Raw genomic sequence first — 23,013 nt, 5'->3', positions numbered from 1 at the left:
CCTGGGGATCATGACTATCGCAGTATGCCCCGGCTCTTTCGACCCCGTGACCCTCGGCCACGTCGACGTATTCGAGCGTGCGGCGAGGCTGTTCGACGAGGTCATCGCATGCGTCGTGTACAACCCCAACAAGCAGGGGACGTTCGACGTTGCCCAGCGCCGCGAGCTCATATCCGAGTCGGTGGCGCACCTGGACAACGTGCGCGTAGACGATTTCACCGGCCTCCTCGTCGACTACTGCCGCGAGCAAGGCGCGAAAGCTGTGGTCAAGGGTCTGCGCGGCGCCACGGACTACTCCTATGAGGAACCGATGGCGCACATGAACTGGGAGATCACCGGCGCCGGCTCCGAGCACAGCGTCGACACGTTGTTCCTGTCGGGGCAGCCGGGCTTGTCATTCGTGTCGTCCTCGCTTGTCCGGGAAGTGGCGAAGCTCGGGGGTGAGGTAGGGCACCTCGTTCCACCCGCTGTGGCAAGCGCCATGGCGGCGAAGTTCGGCTGACCCGGCGCGGCACCGTCCGGGGTCATCGATAAACCGACAAGATGGGACAGTGACCCATCCGCACAGGCAGTGCAAGGGAAGGACAGCAGGGTGTATAGAGTTTTCCAGGCGCTTGACGACTTGATCGCGATGATCGAGGAAGCACGCAACATCCCGATGACGAATAACTGCGTGGTCCCGCGCCAGGATTCGCTGCTCCTTCTCGATGAGATTCGCGACGCTTTCCCGGGCGAACTCGACGATGCCCAGGACGTTCTCGACCAGCGAGACAGCATCCTCGCCGAGGCCGAAGCGAAGGCGCGTGAGCTCGTCGGCAACGCACAGGCCGAGGCGAACCAGACGCTCACCGACGCGCGCGCGGAGTCCGAGGGCATGGTCGCAGACGCCAACGCCCAGGCGAACAAGCTCGTCGTCGATGCACGCGAGCGCAGCGACGCGATGATGCTCACCGCCGAGACCGAAGCGGCCGCGACCGTCGACTCCGCTCAGCGCCAGGCCGAGGACACGACCTCCCGTGCACGCGCAGAAGCCGAGCGGACCGTCGACGACGCTGAGGCGCTGTACGACCGCATGCTCACCGAGGCTCGCAACGAGCAGCAGCGCATGGTCTCCGAATCCGAGGTGTCGCGAGTCGCCGACGAAGAAGCGCGCCGCGTGCGGGAGGACGCATACGCGGAGGCCTCGCGTCGCCGCGACGAATGCGACGACTACGTCGAGCAGAAGATGGCCGACTTCGAGGATGTGCTCGCCACGACGATCAGGACGGTGCAGCGTGGTCGGGCCGAAATGGCCGGCGGCTACGCCTACGGCCGCGACAGCTACGACGATGGCGCCGCTGCCGGCGACGAGCGCGGCTACCGGGACGAACGCGTCCGTCGCTAGGGGCCGCCGTGTCGGCGGGTATCATCTGGAGGCGTGTCTGATAACGCCCGAAACTCAGCCCATACCCACGGCCACGGCCTGACGTTCGACACCCAGCGGCTGGGCACCTCGCTCGGCACGATCGCGGACTGGCGCGACACCGTCGTCCTGTCCGAGGACATCGGGGTCGAGATGGTCAAGGTCCCCGCCGGGCGCGAGGTCGAGCTCGACCTGACAGTCTCACGAGTCGAGGACGGCGTCTACGTCTCCGGAACGGCATCCGCAGAGGCCGTCGCGGAGTGCGTGCGCTGCCTCACCGAGCTCGGCCGCGACGCAACCGTCACGCTTGGGGATCTGTACGCGGAACCGGGTAGCCCTTCCGCCGAGGCGGCAGAGGAGGAAGAGGTCCGGCTGCTCGACGACGGCCGAGTGGACCTCACCCAGGCACTCATCGACGGCTTCGGCTTGTCGTTCGAGCTGGCGCCTACCTGCGAATCGGTCACCGGCAAGCCGTGCCCGGACAACGACGTTCCGGCCCCCGATGGCACCGCGGAGGACTGGGAAGGGAAGATCGACCCGCGCTGGGCGGGTCTCGCGGAGAAGTTCGGCCGCGACCCGGAAACCGGGGAAGAAAAGTAGTACCGCCCGCGCGGTTCCAGAGCCGGCGCCACGAGCGAAGAGAAGGTAGTCGAGAAATCATGGCCAAAAACGGGTCCGCCGAACTCACGCCGCCCGATGCCGGGGCGTACACCGCGCTGTTCGAGGCGTTGGGCATCGAGATCGACCCGGGACTGATGCAGCACGCCGTCACCCACCGCTCTTTCGCCTACGAGAACGGTGGCCTCCCGCACAACGAGCGCCTCGAATTCCTCGGCGACACCGTGCTCGGCCTGTCGGTCACCGAATTCCTCTACGTAAACTACCCGGACCGCGCGGAGGGGGAGCTTGCGAAGATCCGCGCGAGCCTGGTCAACATGTACACCCTCGCCGAGGTCGCAAGGGAGCTCGGCGACGGGGGGCTGGGCGCCTATGTGCGGCTCGGCAAGGGCGAGGAGCTCACCGGCGGGCGCGACAAGCATTCGATTCTCGCCGACACCATGGAGGCGGTGTTCGGCGCGATCTACCTCGAGCACGGGCTCGAACCGTCCCGCAAGGTCGTGCTCGAGCTTCTCGGTCATCGCCTCCACGAGGCCCCGGAAATGGGTGCGGCGCTCGACTGGAAGACGAGCCTGCAGGAGTTGTGCGCAGCGTCCGGGCACGGCGCCCCTCGCTACCGAATCACCGATTCGGGCCCGGATCACGCCAAGGAGTTCACCGCCCAGGCGCTGGTGTCCGAGGTCGAGCGGGGCAGCGGCACCGGCCGCACCAAGAAGGAAGCCGAGCAGAAGGCCGCCGAGAAGGCCTATAAGAACCTTTCGGCCGGGTAGCGGCGTCGCGCCATGCCCGAGCTTCCCGAGGTTGAGGTCGTCCGTCGCGGCCTTGCCGACCACGTCGTGGGCCATACGATCGACTTCGCCGCGTTCACCGGGCGTCGCGTCGCCCGCGAACACCCTGGCGGCGCGGAGGGCCTCGCCGATGAGCTCGCCGGCGCCCGCATCCATTCGGCCGAGCGCCGCGGCAAGTACCTGTGGCTCACACTCGGCGATGCCGAATCCGCGCCCGGCGATCGCGCCCTGGTTGTCCACCTGCGCATGTCGGGCCAACTCCTCATCGCCGCTCCCGAACTTCCCGCGGCCCGGCACACCCACGCCCGCCTCACGTTGTCCGATGGCCAGGAGCTCCGTTTCGTCGACCAACGCACCTTTGGATATATGACGACGGAGATGCTTATCCGCGACCCTCACTCTGCGCCCGCCGGCCCTGCACGAGTGGTGCCCGCGTCCATCGCGCACATAGCGCCCGACCCCTTCGAGCCGACGTTCGATATCCGGGCGATCGCCAAGCGGATGCGCTCGCGCGACGTCGAGATCAAGCGGCAACTCCTCGAGCAGACGCTAGTGGCCGGGATCGGCAACATTTACGCCGACGAGGCGCTGTGGACCGCGCGCGTTCACGGGCGCCGCCTCGGTTCGCGGCTGACGCTCACGCGACTTGTCGAGCTGCTGGAGGCCGCACGCGAGGTGATGGGCCGAGCCCTCGAAGCCGGCGGCACGAGCTTCGACGCGCTTTACGTCAACGTCAACGGTCGTTCGGGTTCAGCGGGCCTCTTTCGAGCTGTCTATGGGCTTGCTGGCCGCCCCTGCAGGCGTTGCGGGACGCCGATCGTGCGGGAGAAGTTCATGAACCGATCGAGCCACTTTTGCCCCGTCTGCCAGCGAAAACGCTAGTCTGAGCGGTCGCTCGCACGCCGACCTCGATCGCGGCGCTGCTTCGACCTGCACTAGGTCAACGTATATCGCTCGCCGTCACGTCGAATGCAGGGTTGCGGACTCACTGGAAGTCGAACGGGGTCGACGTGCGCCCGAAGTGTCTCTCAGGCGCTGGGGCGCGCTGCCCCGAGCATGATGTGGGCCTGCTGGGTGGTCAGTGACGGTATCGGGAGCTCTGACGGGGCGTCGCGTCCGGGGCGCAGGCCGTCGAGGAAGACCCAGAGGTAGCGACGGTAGAGCTCGGCGAGGTCTTCGCGGCCCACCGATTCGGCGCGGCCATGGGCGACCTTGGCCAGAGCGGTGAGGGAGACCTGCAGCAGGATCAAGTCGACGCCGGTCAGGTCGTCGCGGACGACGCCGGCCAACCGTGCGCGCTCGGCGATCTTCTCGACCAGGGGAGCGAGGCGGTCGCGGCTCCAGTCGTACTTCTCCGGTCGAGCGTGCTGTCCCGAGAGGATCTGCGCCATGCCGAGGTCCTGCGCCTGGATCTGCAGCGCCCGCTCCAGGTACAGCACCAGTCCTTCCCAGGGGTCGGGGCAGGCGAGCACCTCGTTCAGGATCGCCTCGAGCTCGTCGACCTGCTGGGCGTGGATGGCGTCGATGAGCTCGTCCTTGTCGGCGAAGCGCCGGTAGGCGGTGCCCACGCCGACGCCTGCGTGGTGGGCGACGTCGTTGAGCGTCGCCTCGAGGCCGCGCTGGGCGAACAGCTCGCGCCCCGCCTTCATGAGCAGGTCCCTGTTGCGGGCGGCATCCTTGCGCAGCTTCGTCTCGGCCATGGCTTCATGATACCAGAAACGGTTGCGACGTATCCGCTTTCGGTGCTACCTTCCAAGAGGCGGATGTGTCGCATCCGCTTATCTCGGGGTCCATCCACTTCGGCGCAGGGTGCGCAGATCGGGCATGGGTGGCCAACTGAAAGGGCAAAGACGCCATGTCTGAAGCAACAAAGCCGCCGGTCGAGCGAGAACCCGTCGAGGGTAGCGCGACGTCGATCATCCAGGCCGTCCCGGTCTCGCGTTCAGGCGTGGTCCGCTACGGGATCGGGTTCGGCGTCTTCGGCTTCCTGTGGATCAGCGGAATGATGATCGTGGCCGCTGTGGTGCTCCCTCAGCGGCTCACGGACATGGGAGTGGAGAACCCGGCCGGGGTTCTGGGTGCGGTCAACGCCTTCGGGACCGCATCGGCGCTGGTGGCCAACATCGTGTTCGGCAACCTGTCGGACCGTACGCGGAGCCGTCTGGGGCGCAGGACTCCCTGGATCCTCGCGGGCGCGGCCATCGTGGGCCTGGTGCTCGCCTCAGTGGGCTGGATGAGCGGACCGGCTGCGATCATCGCGGCGTTCTGCGTCTTCCAGGCTGCGCTGAACATGCTCCTGGCGTCGGCCGTTGCGGTCCTCTCGGACCGCGTGCCGCAGGAGCGACGCGGTACGGTCTCCACGTTCTACGGCACCGGCGTGGCCGTGGGTGTCTCGGCGGGAACCCTGCTGGGCGCTGCGTTCATCACCAACCTGGCGTCGGGGTTCCTCGTCGGAGGCGGGGTCGTGCTGATCAGCGGCATCGCGGCGGTGGCTCTGTGGCCCCGCGAGCCCTCCTCTGCGGACCTGCCTCCGGCGAGCCGGGGCCTGAAGGACGTCCTGGTATCGATGGCACCGCCGCGCAGGGCCCCGGACTTCTACTGGGCCTTCGGGTCGCGCTTCTTCATGCTCATCAGCTACCAGATGATCATGGCCTACCAGCTTTACATCATCCAGGACTACGTCGGCCAGACCGTGGCTGAATCCGCGGTCACGATCTCGACGATGGCGCTGATCACCCTCGTCGTGTCGCTGATCGGCTCGGCCGTCGCAGGACCGATCTCCGATCTCATTGGCCGCCGCAAGCTCCCGGTGATCCTCTCCAGTCTGCTGTTCTGCGTCGGGATCGCGATGCCCTGGCTGATGCCCAGCACGACGGGCCTGTTCCTCCTGGCCGGCATCGCCGGGTTCGGGTACGGGGTGTACATGTCCGTCGACCAGGCGCTGCTCGTGGACGTGCTGCCGGACAAGGAGAAGGCCGGCAAGGATCTGGCGATCCTCAACATGTCCACCACGGCGGGCCAGACCGTGGGCCCGATCATCACCTCCGCGATCGTGACCGCCACCGGGGCGTACCTGCTCGCGTTCCCCGTCTCGATCATCGCCGCCCTGGTCGGGCTCGTGATGGTCGCCAGGATTCGGGGCGTGCGATGAGCGGCCCCTTGTCGTCTGCGCAGAACGGACAGAAGGAGCGAGAATTGGACGTGCACCACCTGACGCTTGAGGAGAAGGCGTCCCTGACCAGCGGCGGCAGCTTCTGGGCCACCAAGGCGATCGACCGCGCAGCGCTCCCGACGATCACCATGGTCGACGGACCCCACGGCGTGCGCATGCCCCGGGGCGAAGGGGACCACTTGGGCCTGTCGGGCAGCCTGCCCGCGACCTGCTTCCCGCCCGCGGTCGCCCTCGGCTCCTCCTGGGACGCAGAGCTCGCCGAGCGCGTTGGACGAGCCCTCGGCCGGGAGGCGTCCCTGCTCGGCGTAGACGTCCTGCTCGGGCCGGGGATCAACATCAAGCGCTCCCCGCTGTGCGGCCGGAACTTCGAGTACCTCTCGGAGGACCCGATCGTCTCCGGCGTTCTCGGCACCGCGCTCGTGAAGGGCCTGCAGTCCCAAGGCGTGGGGGCGTCGCTGAAGCACTTCGCGGCGAACAACCAGGAGACCGACCGGCTGCGCGTCTCCAGCGACGTCGACCCCCGTCCGCTGCGGGAGATCTACCTGCGGGCCTTCGAACGGGTCGTGAAGGACGCCCAGCCGTGGACCGTGATGGCCGCCTACAACGCGATCAACGGGACATTCTGCTCCCACAACCGGTGGCTGCTCACCGACGTGCTGCGCGACGAGTGGGGCTTCGAAGGTCTCGTCGTCTCCGACTGGGGCGCGGTCAGCGACCGCGTCGCGGGCGTCGCCGCGGGAATGGACCTGGAGATGCCGGCCTGTGGCGGGCGCACCGACGCCCAGGTCGTCGACGCCGTGCGAGACGGGGTGCTCGACGAGGCCGCTCTGGACGCTGTCGCTGGCCGGGTGCTCGACCTCGTGAAGAAGGCGTCCGAGAGGCCGACACGGCCCGAACCCGTCGATGCGGACGCGCACCATGCGCTCGCGAGGGAGGCCGCGGCGCGCAGCATCGTGCTCCTCAAGAACGAGGGCGGCCTGCTCCCGCTGGACCGGCGATCCCGCATCGCCGTGATCGGCGAGTTCGCCCGCACGCCGCGCTTCCAGGGCGGAGGCTCCTCCCAGGTGAACCCGACCCGCGTCGACGCGGCGCTCGACGCGATCCGACGAGAAGCTGCCGGCGAGGTGATCTTCGCCCCGGGGTTCGCATGCGACGGGTCAGGCGACGAGCCGGGGCTTCGCGCGGAGGCCGCGTCGGCTGCCGCCGACGCCGACGTCGCGGTCGTCTTCCTCGGCGTCCCGCTCGAGGACGAGTCCGAGGGCTTCGACCGAACCCACCTCGACCTGCCCGGCGCGCAGCTCGACCTCCTGGAGGCCGTGCGCGCCGCGAACCCCCGCACGGTGGTCGTGCTCTCCAACGGGGGAGTCGTGCTCCTGCCGTTCGCCGATGACATACCTGCGATCGTCGAAGGCTGGCTCCTCGGCCAAGCGGGCGGCCCGGCCACGGCCGACGTCCTCTTCGGCGGGGTCAACCCCTCCGGGCGGCTCGCCGAGACGATCCCGCTGCGGCTGGAAGACGCGCCCTCATATGGGAGCTTCCCGGGCGAGCTGCACCATGTCCGCTACGGCGAGGGGCTGCTCGTCGGATACCGGGGCTACGACGCCGAGCACCGCGCGGTTGCGTTCCCCTTCGGCCACGGCCTGTCGTACACGCGGTTCGTCTACGGCGACGCCGCCGCCGTGCAGTCCGACGGCGACGTGCTCGTGAGCGTCCCCGTGACGAACGCCGGCGCGGTCGCGGGCCGCGAGGTCGTCCAGGTCTACACGGCCCTTGACGCGTCGGTGGTTCAGCGCCCGCCCCGGGAGCTGAAGGGGTTCGCGCTACTGGACCTCGAGCCCGGGCAGACTGCGGTGGCCGAGATCCTGCTGCGTCGCGGCGAGCTCGCCTACTGGGACGTCCGGGTCGACGACTGGGTCCTGGAGGGCGGCGAGTACCGGATCGAGGTCGGGGCGTCCAGCCGCGACATCCGCGCCGTCACGTCGGTCGCGCTCCGGGGCGACGAGGTCGCACGCTCCCTGTCGATGGAGTCCGGTGTCGACGAAGTGCTTGCGCACCCCGTCGCGGGGCCGCTGCTGCTCGAGGCGCTCGAACGCAACGGCCAGGCCACGGACGAGCATGCGCTGCGCGTGCTGGGCATGTTCCCGATCGGCCGGGTGGACGGATTCCCGCTGCCCTACAACGAGGCTCTGCGCATCGTCGGCGAGGCGAGCTCATGAGCTCGGATCGCGGGGACGAGCGGCAGAAGCCGTCAGAACGACAGTACCGGACGCGGAGTATCCGTTTACGTGGTACCGTTAAAGCGGACATGACGTATCCGCATCAGTGCGGGCGTCGGCCCGGGGCGGATGATCGCCCTGCCTTCCTACGACGCACCGAAAGGCTCACGTGACCTCACAGACAGATCGTGCCGCGACCGAGAGGTTCCCCTGGGTGGCGATCCTCGTGCTCGCCTCCGCCGGCTTCCTCGCCCTCGCGGTCGAGCTCAGCCCCGCCGGGCTGCTCAACCAGATGGCCCCCGGCCTGAACACGAACATCGCGATGGCCGGGTCGCTGACGGCCCTGTACTCGCTGGGCAACGCGGTCCTCGCGCTGCCGCTGACCGCGCTGGCGGTGCGGTTCTCGCGCCGCTTCGCCCTGACCGGAACCCTGCTGGTGTTCGTCGCCGGCAACGCCGTGGTGTTCTTCGCCTCGGACCTGATGCCGGCCCTGGTCGGCCGGTTCGTCTCCGGCGGCGCGCACGGGCTGCTCATGTCGCTGGCCCCGGCGGTGGCGATCGGCGTCGCGGGCCTGAAGCACGAGCGCCGGGCCCTGAGCATCGTGATCGGCGCGAACACCGTCGGCATCGCCCTCGGCGCGCCCCTGGCCTCCCTGGTCGGCACCACGCTCGGCTGGCGGGCTACCTTCGCCGGCGCAGCGCTGATGGCCCTGCTGTGCGCTGCCCTGCTGGCGATCAAGATCCCGCCGATGCGGGCCGAGTAGACCGAGCGGATGCCGCTGCTGCAGGCGCTGCGCCAGCCCGGCGTGCTCAGGATCGGCGCGGGATGGATGCTGATGATGGTCGGCTACATGGCCGTCATCTCCTACATCGACCCCTACCTGGCAGCGCTCGGCGCACCGGCCTTGGTGACCAGCCTGTCGCTACTCGTCTTCGGCACCGGCGGCGTGCTCGGCGTGTGGCTCGGCGGGCGGGTCGCCGCCCGCTCCCGGATCGCCGCACTGGTCTCGATGCCGCTGCTGATGGCCGCGTGCCTGGTGCTGATGTCGATCGGGATCACCGCGATCCCGGTGGTGCTGGCGCTGCTGTTCGTCTGGGGGATCGGGTTCTCGGGTCTGATCCTGGCATGGCAGCAGACGCTGCTGCTGGTCGGCCACCGCTCCCCGGAGATGTCGATGGGCATCGGCGTCGTCCTCACCCAGGCCGGGATGGCCGCCGGTGCCGCCCTCGGCGGGATCGTCCTCGGGCAGTTCGGGGTGCTGGCCACGCCCCTGGTGGGCGCGCTCATCGCCGTGGCCACCCTCGCCCTGCTCATCGGCATCAAGCCGATCCTCACCGCCGCCGAGGCCGATCGAGCGGCGGAGACCGCCTCTGGCTCCACCACTCCCGAGACCGCAACCGTCTGAACAGGAGAAGCACCCATGACCACGAACATCCCGACCATCGAGCTCAACAACGGCGTCCAGATGCCGCAGCTCGGCCTCGGCGTCTTCCAGATGAGCGACCAGGAGGTCCTCGAGACCGTTCCGAAGGCCATCGAGGCCGGCTACCGGCTTTTCGACTCCGCCTCGCGCTACTACAACGAGAAGGCCCTCGGCCAGGCCCTCGCCCGGGCCGACGTGCCGCGCGAGGAACTGTTCGTCACCACGAAGCTCTGGTTCAAGGACCACGGCTACGAGCGGACCAAGGAGGCCTTCCAGGTCTCGCTGGACCACCTCGGCCTCGACTACCTGGACCTGTGGCTGATCCACCAGCCGTTCGGCGACTACTACGGCTCCTGGCGCGCGATGGAGGAGCTGCTCGACGAGGGCCTGATCCGCGCGATCGGCGTCTCGAACTTCTTCGACGACCGCTACGCCGACCTCGTGCAGCACAACCGCGTCGTCCCGGCCGTGAACCAGCGCGAGACCTATCCGTTCAACCAGCAGATCGCCACCGAGGAACTGCTCGCGAAGCACGGCACGGTTCTGCAGGCCTGGGGCCCGCTGGGCCAGGGCGACCCCGAGATCCTGGGCCACCCGGGGCTGGCAGAGATCGCCGCGGCGCATGGCCTGAGCGTGCCCCAGGTGATCCTGCGCTGGCACGTCCAGCGCGGCATCGCCCTGGTCGCCAAGTCCACCCGCGCCGAGCGGCTGGCCCAGAACGCGGCCGTCTTCGACTTCGCGCTCACGGAGGAGGAGATGTCCCGCATCGCCGCGATCGACCGGCAGCAGTCCAGCATGGACTTCGACCACCGCGACCCGCGCATGCTCGACCTGCTCCTCACCCTCGACTGAACTCCCTCCCGAAAGGAGCGACCACCATGACAGGCACGACCCCACGATTCACGCTGAACAACGGCGTCGAGATGCCCGCCCTTGGCTTCGGCGTCTTCCAGTCCTCACCCGAGGAGACCGCCAGCGCCGTCGAGACGGCCCTGCGCAGCGGCTACCGCCACATCGACACCGCCGCGGCGTACTTCAACGAGCGCGAGGTCGGCGAGGGCCTGCGCAGATCCGGCCTGGACCGCGACCAGGTGTTCCTCGAGACCAAGATCTGGCTCAACGACTACGGCTACGACGCCACGCGCCACGCGTTCGAGAAGTCCGCGGGGAAGCTCGGCGTCGAGTCCATCGACCTGCTCATCCTGCACCAGCCGATGCCGTCCCGCTTCGATCTCACCGTCCAGGCCTACAAGGCACTGGAGTCGCTGCTGGCCGAGGGGAGGGTGCGCGCAATCGGCATCAGCAACTTCATGCCCCACCACCTGGATCGGCTCCTGGCCGAGACCGAGATCGTCCCGGCCGTCAACCAGGTCGAGGTCCACCCGTACTTCCGCCAGAGCGCCGTCCAGGAAGCCAACGCGAAGCACGGCGTCCTGACGCAGGCCTGGTCGCCGATCGGCGGCATCACGTTCTACCCCGGATGGGGAGACGACGACCGCCGCAGCACCCTGGACGACCCGACGATCCGGGAGATCGCCGACAGGCACAGCAGGACCCCGGCGCAGGTCATGCTGCGCTGGCACCTCGAGCAGGGCCGCCAGGCGATCCCGAAGTCGACCAACCCGGAGCGGATCGCGGAGAACCTCGACGTCTTCGGCTTCGAGCTGTCCGCGGACGAGCTGGCCGCGATCGACGCCCTCGACACCGGCGTGCGCGGCGGCCCCGACCCGGAGCTGTTCACCATCGCCGAGCACGGCGCGGAGATCCCCGAGGCCTGAGCACGATGAACGCCGGCGCAGGGGCCGCATGGACCACAGGATCCATGCGGCCCCTCTGCCTCTTGAGAGATGAGAGGACCACATTGACCAGCACACTGGAGCGACCCGTTGCCGTGATCGTCGTCGGCGGATCCCTGGCAGGACTCATGGCGGGCATCGCCTTGGCCCGCCAGGGCCACGACGTCACCCTGCTCGAACGAGCGCAGCGGCACCGCCCTTCCGGCGCGGCGCTGTCGGTCAGCGAGTCCGCGCTGCGCAGGATCCTCGGACCCGACCACGCCCGCGCCGCCGCCCGCATGGCCGGGCCTCGTGACGGCGACGCGCGCGCCGACGTCCCCTCCACCTGGGCAGGCCTGTACGAGGGGCTCTGCCGCGCCGCGGAGAGCGAGCCGAGAATCAACCTGCTGCACGGTGCCCGAGCCACCGGGATCGGCCAGGACGGTGACCGAGCATGGGCCAGCACCGATGACGGACGCCGCTTCGAAGCCGGCGTCCTCGTCGGCGCGGACGGCCACCGCAGCCTCGTGCGAAGTGCCGTCGCGCCCGACAAGCCGGACGCTCTGTTCGCCGGCTACGGGCTGTGGCTCGGCGTCGCCTCCGAGCGCGACCTGGACTACGGCGGCCGGTGGCCCGGCCGGTTCGACATCCTCGACAGCGGCGACCACGTCCTGCTCGGCTACCCGCTGGCCAGTCCCGACGGCTCCACCGAGCCGGGGGAGCGCCGCCTGGGCTGGGCGTGGTACGACGGCACCCGCAACGCGCTGTTCCGCAGGCTCGGCGCGGTCCGTGGAACCGCCGCCCATCACTCCTTGAGAGCGGCTGATCTGGACGCAGGCGTGGTTCGCGAGCTCGAGCGCGAGGCCGGACGCAGGTGGCCGCGGCCCTGGCGCGACGCGATCCTCGACTCGATGCGCCGGTCGGAGTTCGCCGGAACACCGATCGCCGAGTACGTCCCGGAGAAGCTCGCGAACGGGCGCATCGTGCTCGTCGGAGACGCCGCCCACGTGCCGACGCCGATGACCGGACGCGGCTTCGCGACCTCGCTCGACGACGCCGAGGCCCTCGCGCGCCATCTCCGGGACGTAGTCGCAGCGGGCGGGCCTGCAGCGCTGGAGGCCTATGAGGCCGAGCGCCTAGCGCCGGCACGAAGCCTGGTCCTCGGCGGGCAAGGCTTCAGCCGCTCGTTCACCCGCGCGGCGTAGGGGCGACCCGATGAGCGCATGCCAGGCGCGACGCGGGACTCCCGCACGAGGTCGCAGGACCCTCGCGTGAATCGCATGGTCAACCGAGCTCCTCGTGCGAGCTTGACACTCACGAACCGGGGCTCAGTCGTGGGACACGGTCCAATATTCGGCAGCGGTACTCGGTGCGCACGGTCGCGAGCGCCCGATTCTTCCTTCGACCGGGCCGTTGGCATGTTGAAGTCCTGAGGCCGTACTCTGGTCTGTGGGCAGCACACTTCCTTGGCACGTCATTTCGCGGGGAAATGATCTCTGACCAGCGGAAACACCGTCTTATCGGACTCACCTTTTTTCAATGTACCTAACGTGGGAAGTAGGGCCCCTTCTACATTCATGTAAAGCGGGTCGAAGCAAGTCGCACGCGCAAAGATCCCGCATGGCAGTGCCGGACAGTGGCCCGACGTCAACGAGTCGTTTCCCGGTCTGACCAGGCCCGACATGCTCAGTAGCGCACCGCCGTAACTCCGGGTCCCGGATCATGCGAGGTGCTAGCCGTGCCTGAACTTCCTGAGGTCGAGGTCGTGCGCCGTGGACTCGACGATCATGTCCGTGACCGTACGATCGCCTCGGCCACTATTCTGCATCCGCGTGCGGCCCGCCGTCATGTGGGCGGTCCGGGGGATCTGGCAGTGCGGTTGGTCGGTGCGATGATCACCGGGACTGCGCGACGCGGTAAGTACTTGTGGCTGGTCCTGGACGGCGAGGACGCGCTGCTCGCGCATCTGGGGATGAGCGGGCAGATGCTCATCGCCTCGCCGGAGGCGGCAGTCGCTACTCACGAGCGGGCTCGGTTCACCTTCACCGACGGCGGCCATGATCTGCGGTTCGAAGACCAGCGCACGTTCGGGCATCTGATGTACGACGAGGGCGGTGCGGTGCTGCCTTCGCCGATTGCCCACATCGCGCGGGATCCGTTCGATCCGCTGTTCGACCAGGCGGCAGCGGTCGCGCGGATCAAGACCAGGCGCACCGGGATCAAGCGCGTGCTGCTGGATCAGAGGGTGGTGTCCGGTATCGGGAACATCTACGCCGACGAGGCGCTCTGGGCTGCCAAGGTGCACGGGGAGACGGCGGCATCGTCGTTGAGCAAGCCAAGGATCTCTGCGCTGATCGATGCCGCGCGGGAGGTCATGGATGCAGCGCTCGTTCAGGGCGGAACGTCGTTCGATTCCCTCTATGTCGACGTGGCCGGCAGCAGCGGGTATTTTGCCCGCAGGCTGAATGCCTACGGTCGTGCCGGCCGGCCCTGCAGGCGCTGCGGGACGCCGATCGTGCGGGAGAAGTTGATGAACGGGTCGAGCTATTCTTGCCCGCTCTGCCAGCGGAAACGCTAGTCGAGAGGTCGTCTCTCGAGTTGCAGGCGGACCGCGGTCGCAGTGGGGTTCGGCTCGATCCGCTGTACATAGATATATAGCGAGTCTCATCGCCGTGGATGGTGGACCGCGGTCAGCTCTGCTAGCTCGGCGAGTCCCGAGTGAACAGATCCGGCCCTTCTGAACCGGTCTGTCCTCGTGTCCTGACGTGGTGCTCGCCAATCGACCAAACCGAGATGTCGATGCCAGAACGGCTCCTCTGGCCATCGTCCCTGCCGCCATCCCTGAAGGGGGCAGCATCGTTGCGCCACTGCGCATCGTCGTGCGCCCTGGAACAGCGGTCTGTCGGATTCGCCGGTCGCGGCTCTCTTGTCTATACGTACCGGCAGACCTGGTCCGCGCTGCAGGTCTCGGGCTCGGGGTGCGCCGCGTCGTCCCGGAGGTTGGCGATGGTGTCGCGCAAGGCGGTGAGCTGGGCGATCTGCTGCTCGATGTCGCGCAGGCGCGCGTCGAGCAGGTCTCGGACGTGGGCGCACGGGGCGTGGCCGGCGTCGCGGATGTCCACAATCTGGCGGATCTGGGCGAGCGTGAGGCCGGCAGCCTGGCCGCGGTGGACGAAGTCGACGCGCGCGATTGCGTCCGGCGGGTAGTCGCGGTACCCCGACGACGTCCTGTCGGGCGGGGGGAGCAGCCCCTGCTCTTCGTAGAACCTCAGCGTCTTCGCCGTGGTGCCGGCCGCCTCGGCGAATTCCCCGATCCTCATGGCCTCCTCCATCCGTGTCGCGGCCGCGCTTGACCTTCCCCTGTACTGGAAGGTCCAGTATGGCTGAGACGGAGCAGAAATCCAAGGACTGACAGGAGCAGCGATGCCTACCAAGTACGACCTCGCCATCATCGGATCCGGAGGCGGCGCGTTCGCCGCCGCCATCCGCGCGACCACGCTCGGCAAGTCGGTGGCGATGATCGAGCGCGGGACCTTCGGCGGCACGTGCGTGAACACCGGCTGCGTGCCGTCGAAGGCGCTCATCGCCGCCGCTGATGCCCGGCATGTTGCCGTAGACGCCTCGCAGCGGTTCCCCGGCATCGCCACGGCCGCGGGACCGGTGGACATGCCGACGCTGATTGGCGGGAAGCAGGACCTCGTCGAGGGCTTGCGGGGTGAAAAGTACGTGGACGTCGCCGAGTCGTACGGCTGGCACGTACGGCAGGGCGAAGCCGCGTTCGCCGGCACCCCTGAAGCTCCGGTCCTCGAGGTCAGGTCTGCCGAGGGCGCTGTCGAGACGATCGAGGCCGCCCAGTACCTGGTCGCCACAGGCTCACATCCCTGGGCCCCGCCGATCGACGGGCTGGAGGAGGCCGGGTACCTGACCTCCACGACGGCGATGGAGCTGACCGAGGTCCCCGAGTCGCTGCTGGTGCTCGGCGGCGGATACGTGGCGCTGGAGCAGGCCCAGCTGTTCGCCCGCCTCGGATCGAATGTCACCCTCCTGGTGCGCTCCCGGCTGGCCTCGAAGGAGGAGCCGGAGGTGTCCAAGGCGCTGGCCGAGGTCTTCGCCGACGAGGGCATCCGGGTGGTCCGCCGAGCGGTCCCGACCAGCGTCGCTCGCAGCGCCGACGGGAAGGTCATCGTGGCCGCCGACGTGTCCGGCGGTTCGCAGGAGTTCCGCGCCGACCAGCTCCTGGTCGCGCTCGGCCGCCGGCCCGTGACCGATGCCTTGAACCCTGAGGCGGTGGAGGTCAAGACCGGCGAATCCGGGCAGATCGTGGTCTCCGACCAGCTGCAGTCCTCGAACCCCCGGATCTGGGCCGCCGGCGACGTGACCGGGCACCCCGAATTCGTCTACGTCGCCGCCCACCACGGCACTCTGGTCGCCGAGAACGCCTTCGCCGACGCCGAGAGGTCGGTGGACTATGCCCGGTTGCCGCGTGTGACGTTCACCGGGCCTGCCATCGGCGCGGTCGGCATGACCGAGAAGCAGGTCCTCGACGCAGGCATCCGCTGCGACTGCCGGGTGCTGCCGCTGGAGTACGTGCCCCGCGCGCTGGTGAACCGGGACACCCGCGGGTTCATCAAGATGGTCGCCGACGCGGACACCGGAGAGATCCTCGGCCTCACCGCCGTTGCCAAGGACGCCGGAGAGCTCGCCGCTGCCGGAGTCCACGTGCTTGGCAAGAGCGTCGCGGAGGTCGCCGACGCCTGGGCCCCGTACCTGACCATGGCCGAGGGCATCCGGATCGCCGCCAAGGCCTTCACCGCCGACGTCTCGAAGCTGTCCTGCTGCGCCTGACCCGACCCGGAAGCAGCACCTGCCCGAACTCAGAAATGGAGGAAACCGAAATGTCCGACCTCAGCACGCAACTGCCCGATCGGCTCAACAGGCCCGAGGAGACCGGCCTCGACCCCGGCCTGCTGGTCCCGCTGCTGCGGCTGCTCGTCGACGGCGACCCCGTCACGATCGAGCAGCTCGCCACCGCCGCCGGCCGCACCCCTGAGCAGGTCTGCAACGGACTGGCCGCCGTGCCCGACACTGAGTACGACGACCAGGGCCGCATCGTCGGCCAGGGCCTCACCCTGCGCCCGACCCCGCACCGATTCGCCGTGGCCGATCAGGAGCTCTACACCTGGTGCGCCTTGGACACCCTGATCTTCCCTGGCCTCCTCGACCGGGCGGCCCGCGTGGAGTCTGTCTCCCCGGCCAGCGGCGAGAGGATCGTCGTCGCCGTCAACGTCGACCCTGCCACCGGCGTCACCCGCGTCGAACCCTCGAGCGCCGTCGTGTCCCTGGTGAACCCGGAGCAGATCACCTCGATCCGCTCCTCGTTCTGCGACCAGGTGCACTACTTTACATCTGCAGACGACGCCGCCGGATGGCTCGCTGAGCACCCAGGGGCTCAAGCGGTGCCGGTGATCGAAGCCCATCGGATCGGCATCGAACTCGCTTCCCACCTGCTCGACCGGCTCCGGGCCGACGCCCAGACTGCCGACTGCTGCCACCGCTGCTGCTAGCCGGGCCCCGAATGAAACGAGAACACCGATGACGACCAGACGCGACGACCGACCCGGCGGCGGCCTGGTGCTCGGGGCAGGGGTCGTGCTCCTCATGGCACTGTGCTGCGGTCTGCCGCTGCTCATCGCCGGCGGCGTGCTCGCCGGCCTCGGCGGGATCCTCGCCAACCCCTGGGTGGTAGGCACCGGCATGGCGCTCGTGGTGCTCGTCGTACTCGCCGCCGCCCACCGCCGGACCCGCAGCGACCGCACCGGCCACGACTGCTGCCCGACCATTGATTCCGATCATGCCACCGACACGAAGGAAGACCAGAACCTATGACCACCCCCCTCACCCGCCGCGCGGCGCTCTCGTTCGCAGGCCTCATGGTCGCAGGACCGCTGGTCCTGACCGCCTGCGGCAAATCTGACGACGCCGCGCCCACAGCCGATGTCGGCTCGCCCGCGGCCGTGACCAGCATCGACGGCAGGCAGGTCAGCCTGCCCGCCGCGGGGAAGCCCACCGCGGTGTTCTTCTTCTCTGTCGGCTGCGGCGAATGCGTCGGCGGGGTCCGATCCCTCGGCGAGGCCGCCGCCAGCGCGGAAGCGAACGGCACCGGTGCCGGATTCCTCGCCGTCGACATGGATCCGCGCGAAACCAAGGAGACTATCGAAGGCTTCATGAAATACGTCGAGGCTGAACGCGTCCCCGCCGCCATCGACCAGGGCGCAACCCTGTCCCAGCGATTCGACGTCGCCGCGCTATCCACGCTCATCATCGTCGATTCCGACGGCCGGGTGACTTTCCGCGCCACCGACCCCGACGCTGAGACGATCATCGGCGAGCTCGAAAAGGCCGGGGCCTGAGCCATGGGTGGACTCCTTGCCCTCGCCTTCGCTGCCGGAATGATCGCCCCGGTCAACCCCTGCGGTTTTGCACTGCTTCCGGCATGGATCACCCACGCGCTGGGCGACGCCGCATCCTCCCCGGCCCCGGTGCGCCTCCTGCGATCGCTGCGGGCAGGCCTCGCCGTGACGATCGGGTTCGCAGGCACGCTGGCGCTGGCGGGTATCGCTGTGAGTGCCGGAGCGCGGAGCCTGATCCAGGCCGCTCCAGCACTGGGGCTCGCCGTCGGCGTCGTGCTCGTCCTGTTCGGCGCGGCGATGCTGGCCGGTCGCTCGTTCTCGCTCCGGCTGCCCGGCATCCCCAGCCGGGTCACGGCGCGTCCGCCGAGCACCGCACGCATGGTCGTCTTCGGGGTCGGCTACGCCGCGGCGTCGCTGTCGTGCACCTTCGGAGTGTTCCTCGCCGTCGTCGCGCAGGCGCAGGCCACAGCCAGCTTCGCCGGCCTGCTCCTCGTCTTCGCCGTCTACGCCGCGGGATCCGCGAGCGTCCTGCTGCTCGTCGCCGTCACCGCTGCCGCTGCCGGTACGGCGCTCTCGCGACGCATTGCCTCACTGGCACGCTATGGCCCCAGGGTCACCGCCGCCGTGCTCATCCTCACCGGGGCCTACCTGGCCTGGTACTGGTACCCGGCCGTCACCGGTGACGCTTCAGCGTTCGGCCGCACCAATGCCGTCGCCGCGGTCGCAACTTCGGTGTCTGACTGGGTCCAGGGGCACGTCGGCGTCGTGACCGGAGTGTCCGTCGCGGCCGTGTTCGTCGCGCTGCTGCTCGGAACCCTCGCCGGACGCCGTCCTATGTCCATCTGGAAGGCCAAGGGAGACTGCTGCGACGCCGAGCAAGCGCACTCTGCCGACGACCGGCCGAGCGCGACGACGGAGTGAGCACGACTCTGCTGGAATCTGAGGACGATTGACTCGACGTCGTAACTACCGCCGAGCGCCAAAACTACAGCGCCAAGATCATCTGGCGGCGAATATGGCGGGGAAGACTTCCGGCCCGTACCGAGAAGGTGAGTGGACGCGACGGACGCCCGCTCATCAGGACAATGATCCGAGTCTCGGTCCTGGACTAGGCGCTCGGCTCGGTCGTGCACGACGAGCACGTCCAGAAGATCGGCAAAGCAGCGCTGCGGCTGACGCGCGAACAGGCGAGGACATCACCCGGATCTTCGCTGACCACCTGCTCGAATGTGATGCCAAACGAAGATGAGAGGTCGAAGTTGGGTCTTCGGAGCAGGGATGTAATGTCCATCCGTCGATGGCAGAGGTTTCCTGGACCGTAGATCGCTTGTGGCCGGCTCTTTCCTCGACTGCGCCCGTTCCTCTCAGGCTGAAGTCCTGAGGCTCCGTTCTCGTAACATAGGCACTGTACGTCACCACGCCCGCCGGCGTGAATCCGCCGGTGAACAGTTCAGACCCCTTCGTCACCCCTCCCGTAATTCATTGCATCTATTGTGGGACTCAGGCTACGGGGTGCACCTTGTGGCTGGCTATGGGATCGCTAGATACCCGTGCGAGCGTTGCGGAACGCGGATGGTGCGGAAGAAGAGCATGAACTTATCGAGCCACTTCTGCCCGGTTTGCCAGGTGGAACGATAGAGGCCCTGCTTCACGCGATGAGTGTTGCTTCGACACGCCTTGATCAATGCACGGTAGGCCCCAAGCATCGATCGAATACGCCCCGCCGGATGCAAGAACTCGGTGGAGTAGAACTGGAATGGATTCCGAATACCGAGGTCGCACTTTCGTGACGAAACATCTCCTGTAGGTGGCGATGTTCAGCTGTTCCAGTTCATCACGGCTGGGCATTTCGTGCGCGGTGATTCTCGCCTGGCCTCGGCGAGGCGAGGTTCAGGCAGACCAGGCCGACACCGGCGACCACGAAGACGTCCGCGACGTTCCCGACGAAGAGGCTCCCGTAGGCGAGGAAGTCCGTGACGTGCCCTTGAGCGATCGCGGGCGGGTTACCGATCCGGTCGACGAGGTTGCCGACTGCACCGCCGAGGGTCATGCCCAGGGCAAGGCCCCACCGCAAGCCCCGTAGGCGCACGGCGAACACGACCACCGCCACTGAAGCGAGGACGCCGACGGCCGTGAAGACCCACGTCGATCCCGCGCCGAGCGAGAACGCGGCCCCGGGGTTGTAGACCAGGGACAGGCCGAACACGTCGCCGAGCAGCGGGACCCGTTCGCCCGGCGTCAGCCGCGCGCCCGCGAGGGCCTTCGTCCCCTGGTCCAGAGCGAGGCCGAGCGCGCCGACGGCGAGAGCTGCGCCGACCGCCCGCCGGGTGGGAGGAGGCGGGGCCTTCTCGTCCGCGACGCCGGCGTCAGCCGTCTCGACGGCATCCAGCACGTTCACGAGGCGGTCTTCCTCGTCCTGGCGGCGCGGAGCCCGTTGAGGATCACTATCACCTCGGCGATCTCGTGCACGAGCACCACCGCTGCGAGGCCGAGCACGCCGAACAGGGCCAGCGGCAGCAGCGCGGTGATGATCAGCAGGGACAGGATGATGTTCTGGTTGATGATGTGCCTGCCGCGGCGGGCGTGGTCGAACGCGCGCGGGAGCAGACGGAGGTCGTGGCCGGTGAAGGCGACGTCGGCGGACTCGATCGCGGCGTCGGAGCCGGTCGCGCCCATCGCGATGCCGATGTCCGCGGCGGCCAGGGCGGGGGCGTCGTTGATGCCGTCGCCGATCATCGCGACCGAGCCGTGCCTGCCCAGCTCGCTGATCGCGGTGGCCTTGTCCTCGGGACGCAGCTCGGCGCACACGTCCTCGATCCCGGCCTGCACGGCCAGCGCCCGGGCGGTGCGGGCGTTGTCGCCGGTGAGCATGGTCGCCCCGACGCCCTGCGCGGCGAGGGTGCGGACCACCTCGGGGACCTCGGGGCGCAGCTCGTCGCGGACCCCGATCGCGGCGACCGGGACGTCGTCGCGGTGCAGGATCACGACGGTCATGCCCTGCTCCTCCAGGCCCGCGACCCGGTCCTTGAGCGTTCCCGCGTCGAGCCATCGAGGGCTGCCGACGGTGACCCGGGCCCCGTCGAGGATGCCCTCGATCCCGTGCCCGGCCTGCTCGGTCACGTCCAAGGCGGCGGGGGCCCCGGGCGAGGCGGCGGTGATCGCGGCGGCCAGCGGGTGGGTGCTGTGCTGCTCCAGCGCCGCCGCCCACGCCAATGCCAGCGCCTCGTCCACCCCGTCGGCGGTGAGGACGGCGGTGACGGCGGGCTCGTTGCGGGTGAGGGTGCCGGTCTTGTCGACGGCGACGTGGCGGATCACGCCGAACCGCTCGAAGACCGCGCCGGACTTGATGATCACGCCGAACCTGCTCGCCGAGCCGATCGCGGCGACCACGGTCAGCGGAACGGAGATCGCCAGCGCGCACGGCGACGCGGCGACGAGCACCACGAGGGCGCGGGTGATCCACAGCTCCGGGTCGCCCAGCAGCGAGCCGATGATCGCGACGAGGGCGGCGAGGATCAGCACGCCGGGCACGAGCGGCCGGGCGATGCGGTCGGCCAGGCGGGCGCGGTCGCCCTTCTCGGCCTGCGCCTGCTCCACCAGCTCCACGATCGTGGTCAGCGAGTTGTCGGTGCCCGCCGCGGTCGTCTCGACCTCCAGGGCACCGGCGGTGTTGATCGCCCCGGCCGACACCGCGTCGCCGGGCTCGACCTCCACCGGGATCGACTCCCCGGTGATCGCCGAGGTGTCCAGGCTCGACCGACCCGTGCGGACGATCCCGTCGGTCGCGATCCGCTCACCCGGCCGCACGAGCATCAGCTGCCCAACGGCCAGATCCTTCGCAGCGACCTCCACGGACGCGCCGTTCTGCGGGATGGTCGCGGTCTCCGGGACCAGCTTGAGCAGCGCCCGCAGCCCGCCGCGGGCGCGGTCCATCGCCTTGTCCTCCAGCGCCTCGGCGATCGAGTACAAGAACGCCAACGCTGCGGCCTCCTCGACGTAGCCGAGGATGACCGCGCCGACCGCGCTGATCGTCATCAGCAGCCCGATGCCCAGCTTGCCCTTGAAGAGCTTGCGGATCGCGCCGGGCGTGAACGTCGACGCGCCCAGCAGCAGGCCGATCCAGAACGCCACCAGCGCCGGGCTCTCCGCCCCTGCCCATTCCAGGACCAGACCGGTTCCGAAGGCGACGCCGGAGAACACCGGGAACATGATCCCGCGGTCGCGCCACCACGGACGCTCCCGCTCCTCCTCGGCCTCCTCACCGACCCGGGTCTCCGGCTCGTCGCAGCCGCACGCCGCGCTCACGCGCCCGCTCCCGTCCCGCAGCAGCCCGGCACCGTGCACTCGGCGTCCACGCACGGCGCGTGCTCGTCCACGGCCAGCGTCACGTCCACCAGCGCCGTGAGCGCCGCCGCGAGGTGCGGGTCGGCGATCTCGTAGCGCGTCTGCCGCCCCTCGGGCTCGGCGACCACGATCCCGCAGTCACGAAGACAGGTCAGATGGTTCGACACGTTCGAGCGCGTCAGCTCCAGCTCGCGCGAGAGCACGGCCGGGTAGCTCGGCCCGTCCAGCAGGGTCATCAGGATCCGGGAGCGCGTCGGGTCCGCCATGGCCCGGCCGAGCCGGTTCATGACGTCAAGACGCGAAGCAATAGTCAGCATGCACTGAACTATACAGCAATGGCTGACCTATTGGCTATTACTGATCGGGCACCGGCGCGGTCCGTGCGAAGGCCCGGAACGCGCACTCGGACCGGCACTGCTCGTCGCTGTCCGGGCAGTCGTCGACGTGGGCCTGCGCCGCGCTCAGTTGTTCCTGGAGTGCGGTCGGGATGCTGATCTGCCGTTCGACGGCGGCGATCTGCTCGGCCAGCAGCGGCTGCAGCGCGACCTTGACGCCGGTGCAGGTGCCCGTGTCGGCGAGCTCCAAGAGGCGGCGGATCTCGGGCAGTTCGAGTCCGAGCCGCTTGGCTGAAGCGATGAAGTCGAGCCGCTCGAGGTGGCCCTCGTCGAAGTCCCGGTATCCGTTCGGGCTCCGGCGCGCCGCGAGGAAGCCGAGGCGCTCGTAGTAGCGCAGCGTGCTCGCCGGCACTCCGCTGCGCTCGGCGACCTCGGAGATCTTCATGCTTCGAGCCTATGCTTCGCTAGCTTGACCTTCAACCCGGGTTCAAGGTCTAACGTTTTTCTGTAGGCGGGATTGCCCGCCCTTG

At 68.9% G+C, this 23,013-nt stretch carries 24 protein-coding genes; 18 read left to right on the top strand and 6 right to left on the bottom strand.

From position 1 onward, the window contains the following. The first annotated feature begins 10 nt into the window (after positions 1 to 10). The 5 genes from coaD to mutM (BJL86_RS09495) all read left to right on the top strand — a co-directional run bounded on the left by coaD (position 11) and on the right by mutM (BJL86_RS09495) (position 3,690). Entirely contained in the window at positions 11 to 502 is a 492-nt protein-coding gene (gene coaD, locus BJL86_RS09515) for a pantetheine-phosphate adenylyltransferase (RefSeq protein WP_067477030.1), read from the top strand. Positions 503 to 592: 90 nt separating this feature from the next. Continuing rightward, positions 593 to 1,384 carry a DivIVA domain-containing protein gene (locus BJL86_RS09510; protein WP_231887277.1) on the top strand — a complete coding sequence of 264 codons (792 nt, stop codon included), beginning with the start codon at positions 593 to 595 and terminating at the stop codon, positions 1,382 to 1,384. Positions 1,385 to 1,417: 33 nt separating this feature from the next. Beyond that, a complete protein-coding gene (locus BJL86_RS09505) occupies positions 1,418 to 2,002 on the top strand; it encodes a YceD family protein (protein WP_067477024.1) in 585 nt (194 codons plus the stop codon). Between the two features lie 59 nt (positions 2,003 to 2,061). After that, positions 2,062 to 2,790, top strand: coding sequence for a ribonuclease III (gene rnc, locus BJL86_RS09500; RefSeq protein WP_067477021.1), 729 nt, complete (start codon positions 2,062 to 2,064; stop codon positions 2,788 to 2,790). 12 nt (positions 2,791 to 2,802) lie between these two features. Then, a complete protein-coding gene (gene mutM / locus BJL86_RS09495; protein ID WP_067477018.1) occupies positions 2,803 to 3,690 on the top strand; it encodes a bifunctional DNA-formamidopyrimidine glycosylase/DNA-(apurinic or apyrimidinic site) lyase in 888 nt (295 codons plus the stop codon). A 146-nt stretch (positions 3,691 to 3,836) separates the two neighbouring features. On the opposite strand, the gene BJL86_RS09490 is transcribed toward mutM (BJL86_RS09495), so the two are convergent. After that, on the bottom strand, positions 3,837 to 4,508 hold the full coding sequence (locus BJL86_RS09490; RefSeq protein WP_067477015.1) for a TetR/AcrR family transcriptional regulator: 672 nt from the start codon (positions 4,506 to 4,508) through the stop codon (positions 3,837 to 3,839). Between the two features lie 155 nt (positions 4,509 to 4,663). On the opposite strand from BJL86_RS09490, the gene BJL86_RS09485 reads away from it, so the two are divergent. The 8 genes from BJL86_RS09485 (at position 4,664) to mutM (BJL86_RS09450) (ending at position 13,972) form a co-directional block, all read left to right on the top strand. After that, on the top strand, positions 4,664 to 5,959 hold the full coding sequence (locus BJL86_RS09485) for an MFS transporter (protein WP_082908665.1): 1,296 nt from the start codon (positions 4,664 to 4,666) through the stop codon (positions 5,957 to 5,959). Continuing rightward, on the top strand, positions 5,956 to 8,196 hold the full coding sequence (locus BJL86_RS09480) for a glycoside hydrolase family 3 C-terminal domain-containing protein (protein WP_082908664.1): 2,241 nt from the start codon (positions 5,956 to 5,958) through the stop codon (positions 8,194 to 8,196). The genes BJL86_RS09485 and BJL86_RS09480 overlap by 4 nt, the downstream gene beginning before the upstream one ends. 214 nt (positions 8,197 to 8,410) lie before the next feature. Then, positions 8,411 to 8,959, top strand: coding sequence for an MFS transporter (locus BJL86_RS09475; RefSeq protein WP_156515407.1), 549 nt, complete (start codon positions 8,411 to 8,413; stop codon positions 8,957 to 8,959). Between the two features lie 72 nt (positions 8,960 to 9,031). Then, positions 9,032 to 9,601, top strand: coding sequence for an MFS transporter (locus tag BJL86_RS09470; protein ID WP_156896126.1), 570 nt, complete (start codon positions 9,032 to 9,034; stop codon positions 9,599 to 9,601). 15 nt (positions 9,602 to 9,616) lie between these two features. Beyond that, complete coding sequence (locus BJL86_RS09465; protein ID WP_231887276.1) at positions 9,617 to 10,471, top strand: aldo/keto reductase; 855 nt, start codon at positions 9,617 to 9,619, stop codon at positions 10,469 to 10,471. A gap of 26 nt (positions 10,472 to 10,497) precedes the next feature. After that, positions 10,498 to 11,397 (top strand): aldo/keto reductase, encoded by a 900-nt coding sequence (locus BJL86_RS09460; protein ID WP_067477007.1) that lies wholly within the window; start codon positions 10,498 to 10,500, stop codon positions 11,395 to 11,397. A gap of 83 nt (positions 11,398 to 11,480) precedes the next feature. After that, entirely contained in the window at positions 11,481 to 12,599 is a 1,119-nt protein-coding gene (locus BJL86_RS09455; RefSeq protein ID WP_067477004.1) for an FAD-dependent monooxygenase, read from the top strand. Positions 12,600 to 13,132: 533 nt separating this feature from the next. Next, positions 13,133 to 13,972: a bifunctional DNA-formamidopyrimidine glycosylase/DNA-(apurinic or apyrimidinic site) lyase gene (mutM, locus tag BJL86_RS09450; RefSeq protein WP_067477083.1), complete on the top strand. Its 840-nt coding sequence runs from the start codon at positions 13,133 to 13,135 to the stop codon at positions 13,970 to 13,972. A gap of 352 nt (positions 13,973 to 14,324) precedes the next feature. Here mutM (BJL86_RS09450) and BJL86_RS09445 read toward each other — a convergent pair whose 3' ends face one another. Further along, positions 14,325 to 14,714: a heavy metal-responsive transcriptional regulator gene (locus tag BJL86_RS09445; protein WP_009378277.1), complete on the bottom strand. Its 390-nt coding sequence runs from the start codon at positions 14,712 to 14,714 to the stop codon at positions 14,325 to 14,327. 103 nt (positions 14,715 to 14,817) lie between these two features. Here BJL86_RS09445 and merA point away from each other — a divergent pair, with 103 nt between their 5' ends. The 5 genes from merA to BJL86_RS09420 are packed head-to-tail and all read left to right on the top strand — an operon-like array spanning position 14,818 to position 18,725. Beyond that, the gene (gene merA / locus BJL86_RS09440; protein WP_067477000.1) at positions 14,818 to 16,239 is read left to right on the top strand and encodes a mercury(II) reductase; all 1,422 of its coding nucleotides are present in this window, start codon (positions 14,818 to 14,820) and stop codon (positions 16,237 to 16,239) included. 50 nt (positions 16,240 to 16,289) lie between these two features. Continuing rightward, positions 16,290 to 16,958 carry an organomercurial lyase MerB gene (gene merB, locus BJL86_RS09435; RefSeq protein ID WP_067477080.1) on the top strand — a complete coding sequence of 223 codons (669 nt, stop codon included), beginning with the start codon at positions 16,290 to 16,292 and terminating at the stop codon, positions 16,956 to 16,958. Between the two features lie 28 nt (positions 16,959 to 16,986). Then, positions 16,987 to 17,280, top strand: coding sequence for a hypothetical protein (locus BJL86_RS09430; protein ID WP_067476997.1), 294 nt, complete (start codon positions 16,987 to 16,989; stop codon positions 17,278 to 17,280). After that, a complete protein-coding gene (locus BJL86_RS09425; protein WP_067476994.1) occupies positions 17,277 to 17,804 on the top strand; it encodes a TlpA family protein disulfide reductase in 528 nt (175 codons plus the stop codon). Before BJL86_RS09430 ends, BJL86_RS09425 begins: the two co-directional genes overlap by 4 nt. A gap of 3 nt (positions 17,805 to 17,807) precedes the next feature. Next, positions 17,808 to 18,725 carry a cytochrome c biogenesis CcdA family protein gene (locus tag BJL86_RS09420; protein ID WP_067476990.1) on the top strand — a complete coding sequence of 306 codons (918 nt, stop codon included), beginning with the start codon at positions 17,808 to 17,810 and terminating at the stop codon, positions 18,723 to 18,725. A 913-nt stretch (positions 18,726 to 19,638) separates the two neighbouring features. Here the strand turns inward: BJL86_RS09420 and BJL86_RS09405 are convergent. From BJL86_RS09405 to BJL86_RS09390, 4 genes are read right to left on the bottom strand one after another with little or no spacing between them, the layout of a single operon-like run. Beyond that, entirely contained in the window at positions 19,639 to 20,202 is a 564-nt protein-coding gene (locus BJL86_RS09405; RefSeq protein ID WP_082908663.1) for a signal peptidase II, read from the bottom strand. Continuing rightward, complete coding sequence (locus BJL86_RS09400; protein ID WP_198034322.1) at positions 20,199 to 22,109, bottom strand: heavy metal translocating P-type ATPase; 1,911 nt, start codon at positions 22,107 to 22,109, stop codon at positions 20,199 to 20,201. The genes BJL86_RS09405 and BJL86_RS09400 overlap by 4 nt, the downstream gene beginning before the upstream one ends. Continuing rightward, complete coding sequence (cmtR, locus tag BJL86_RS09395; RefSeq protein WP_007633539.1) at positions 22,106 to 22,465, bottom strand: Cd(II)/Pb(II)-sensing metalloregulatory transcriptional regulator CmtR; 360 nt, start codon at positions 22,463 to 22,465, stop codon at positions 22,106 to 22,108. The genes BJL86_RS09400 and cmtR overlap by 4 nt, the downstream gene beginning before the upstream one ends. A gap of 37 nt (positions 22,466 to 22,502) precedes the next feature. Continuing rightward, positions 22,503 to 22,928: a MerR family transcriptional regulator gene (locus BJL86_RS09390; RefSeq protein ID WP_067472435.1), complete on the bottom strand. Its 426-nt coding sequence runs from the start codon at positions 22,926 to 22,928 to the stop codon at positions 22,503 to 22,505. Positions 22,929 to 23,013 lie beyond the last annotated feature (85 nt).

Origin of the sequence: Dietzia timorensis (assembly GCF_001659785.1) — a bacterium.
Taxonomy (GTDB): domain Bacteria; phylum Actinomycetota; class Actinomycetes; order Mycobacteriales; family Mycobacteriaceae; genus Dietzia; species Dietzia timorensis.
The sequence above is the reverse complement of the archived record's forward strand: the minus strand, read 5'-3'. Positions and strand labels throughout refer to the sequence as shown.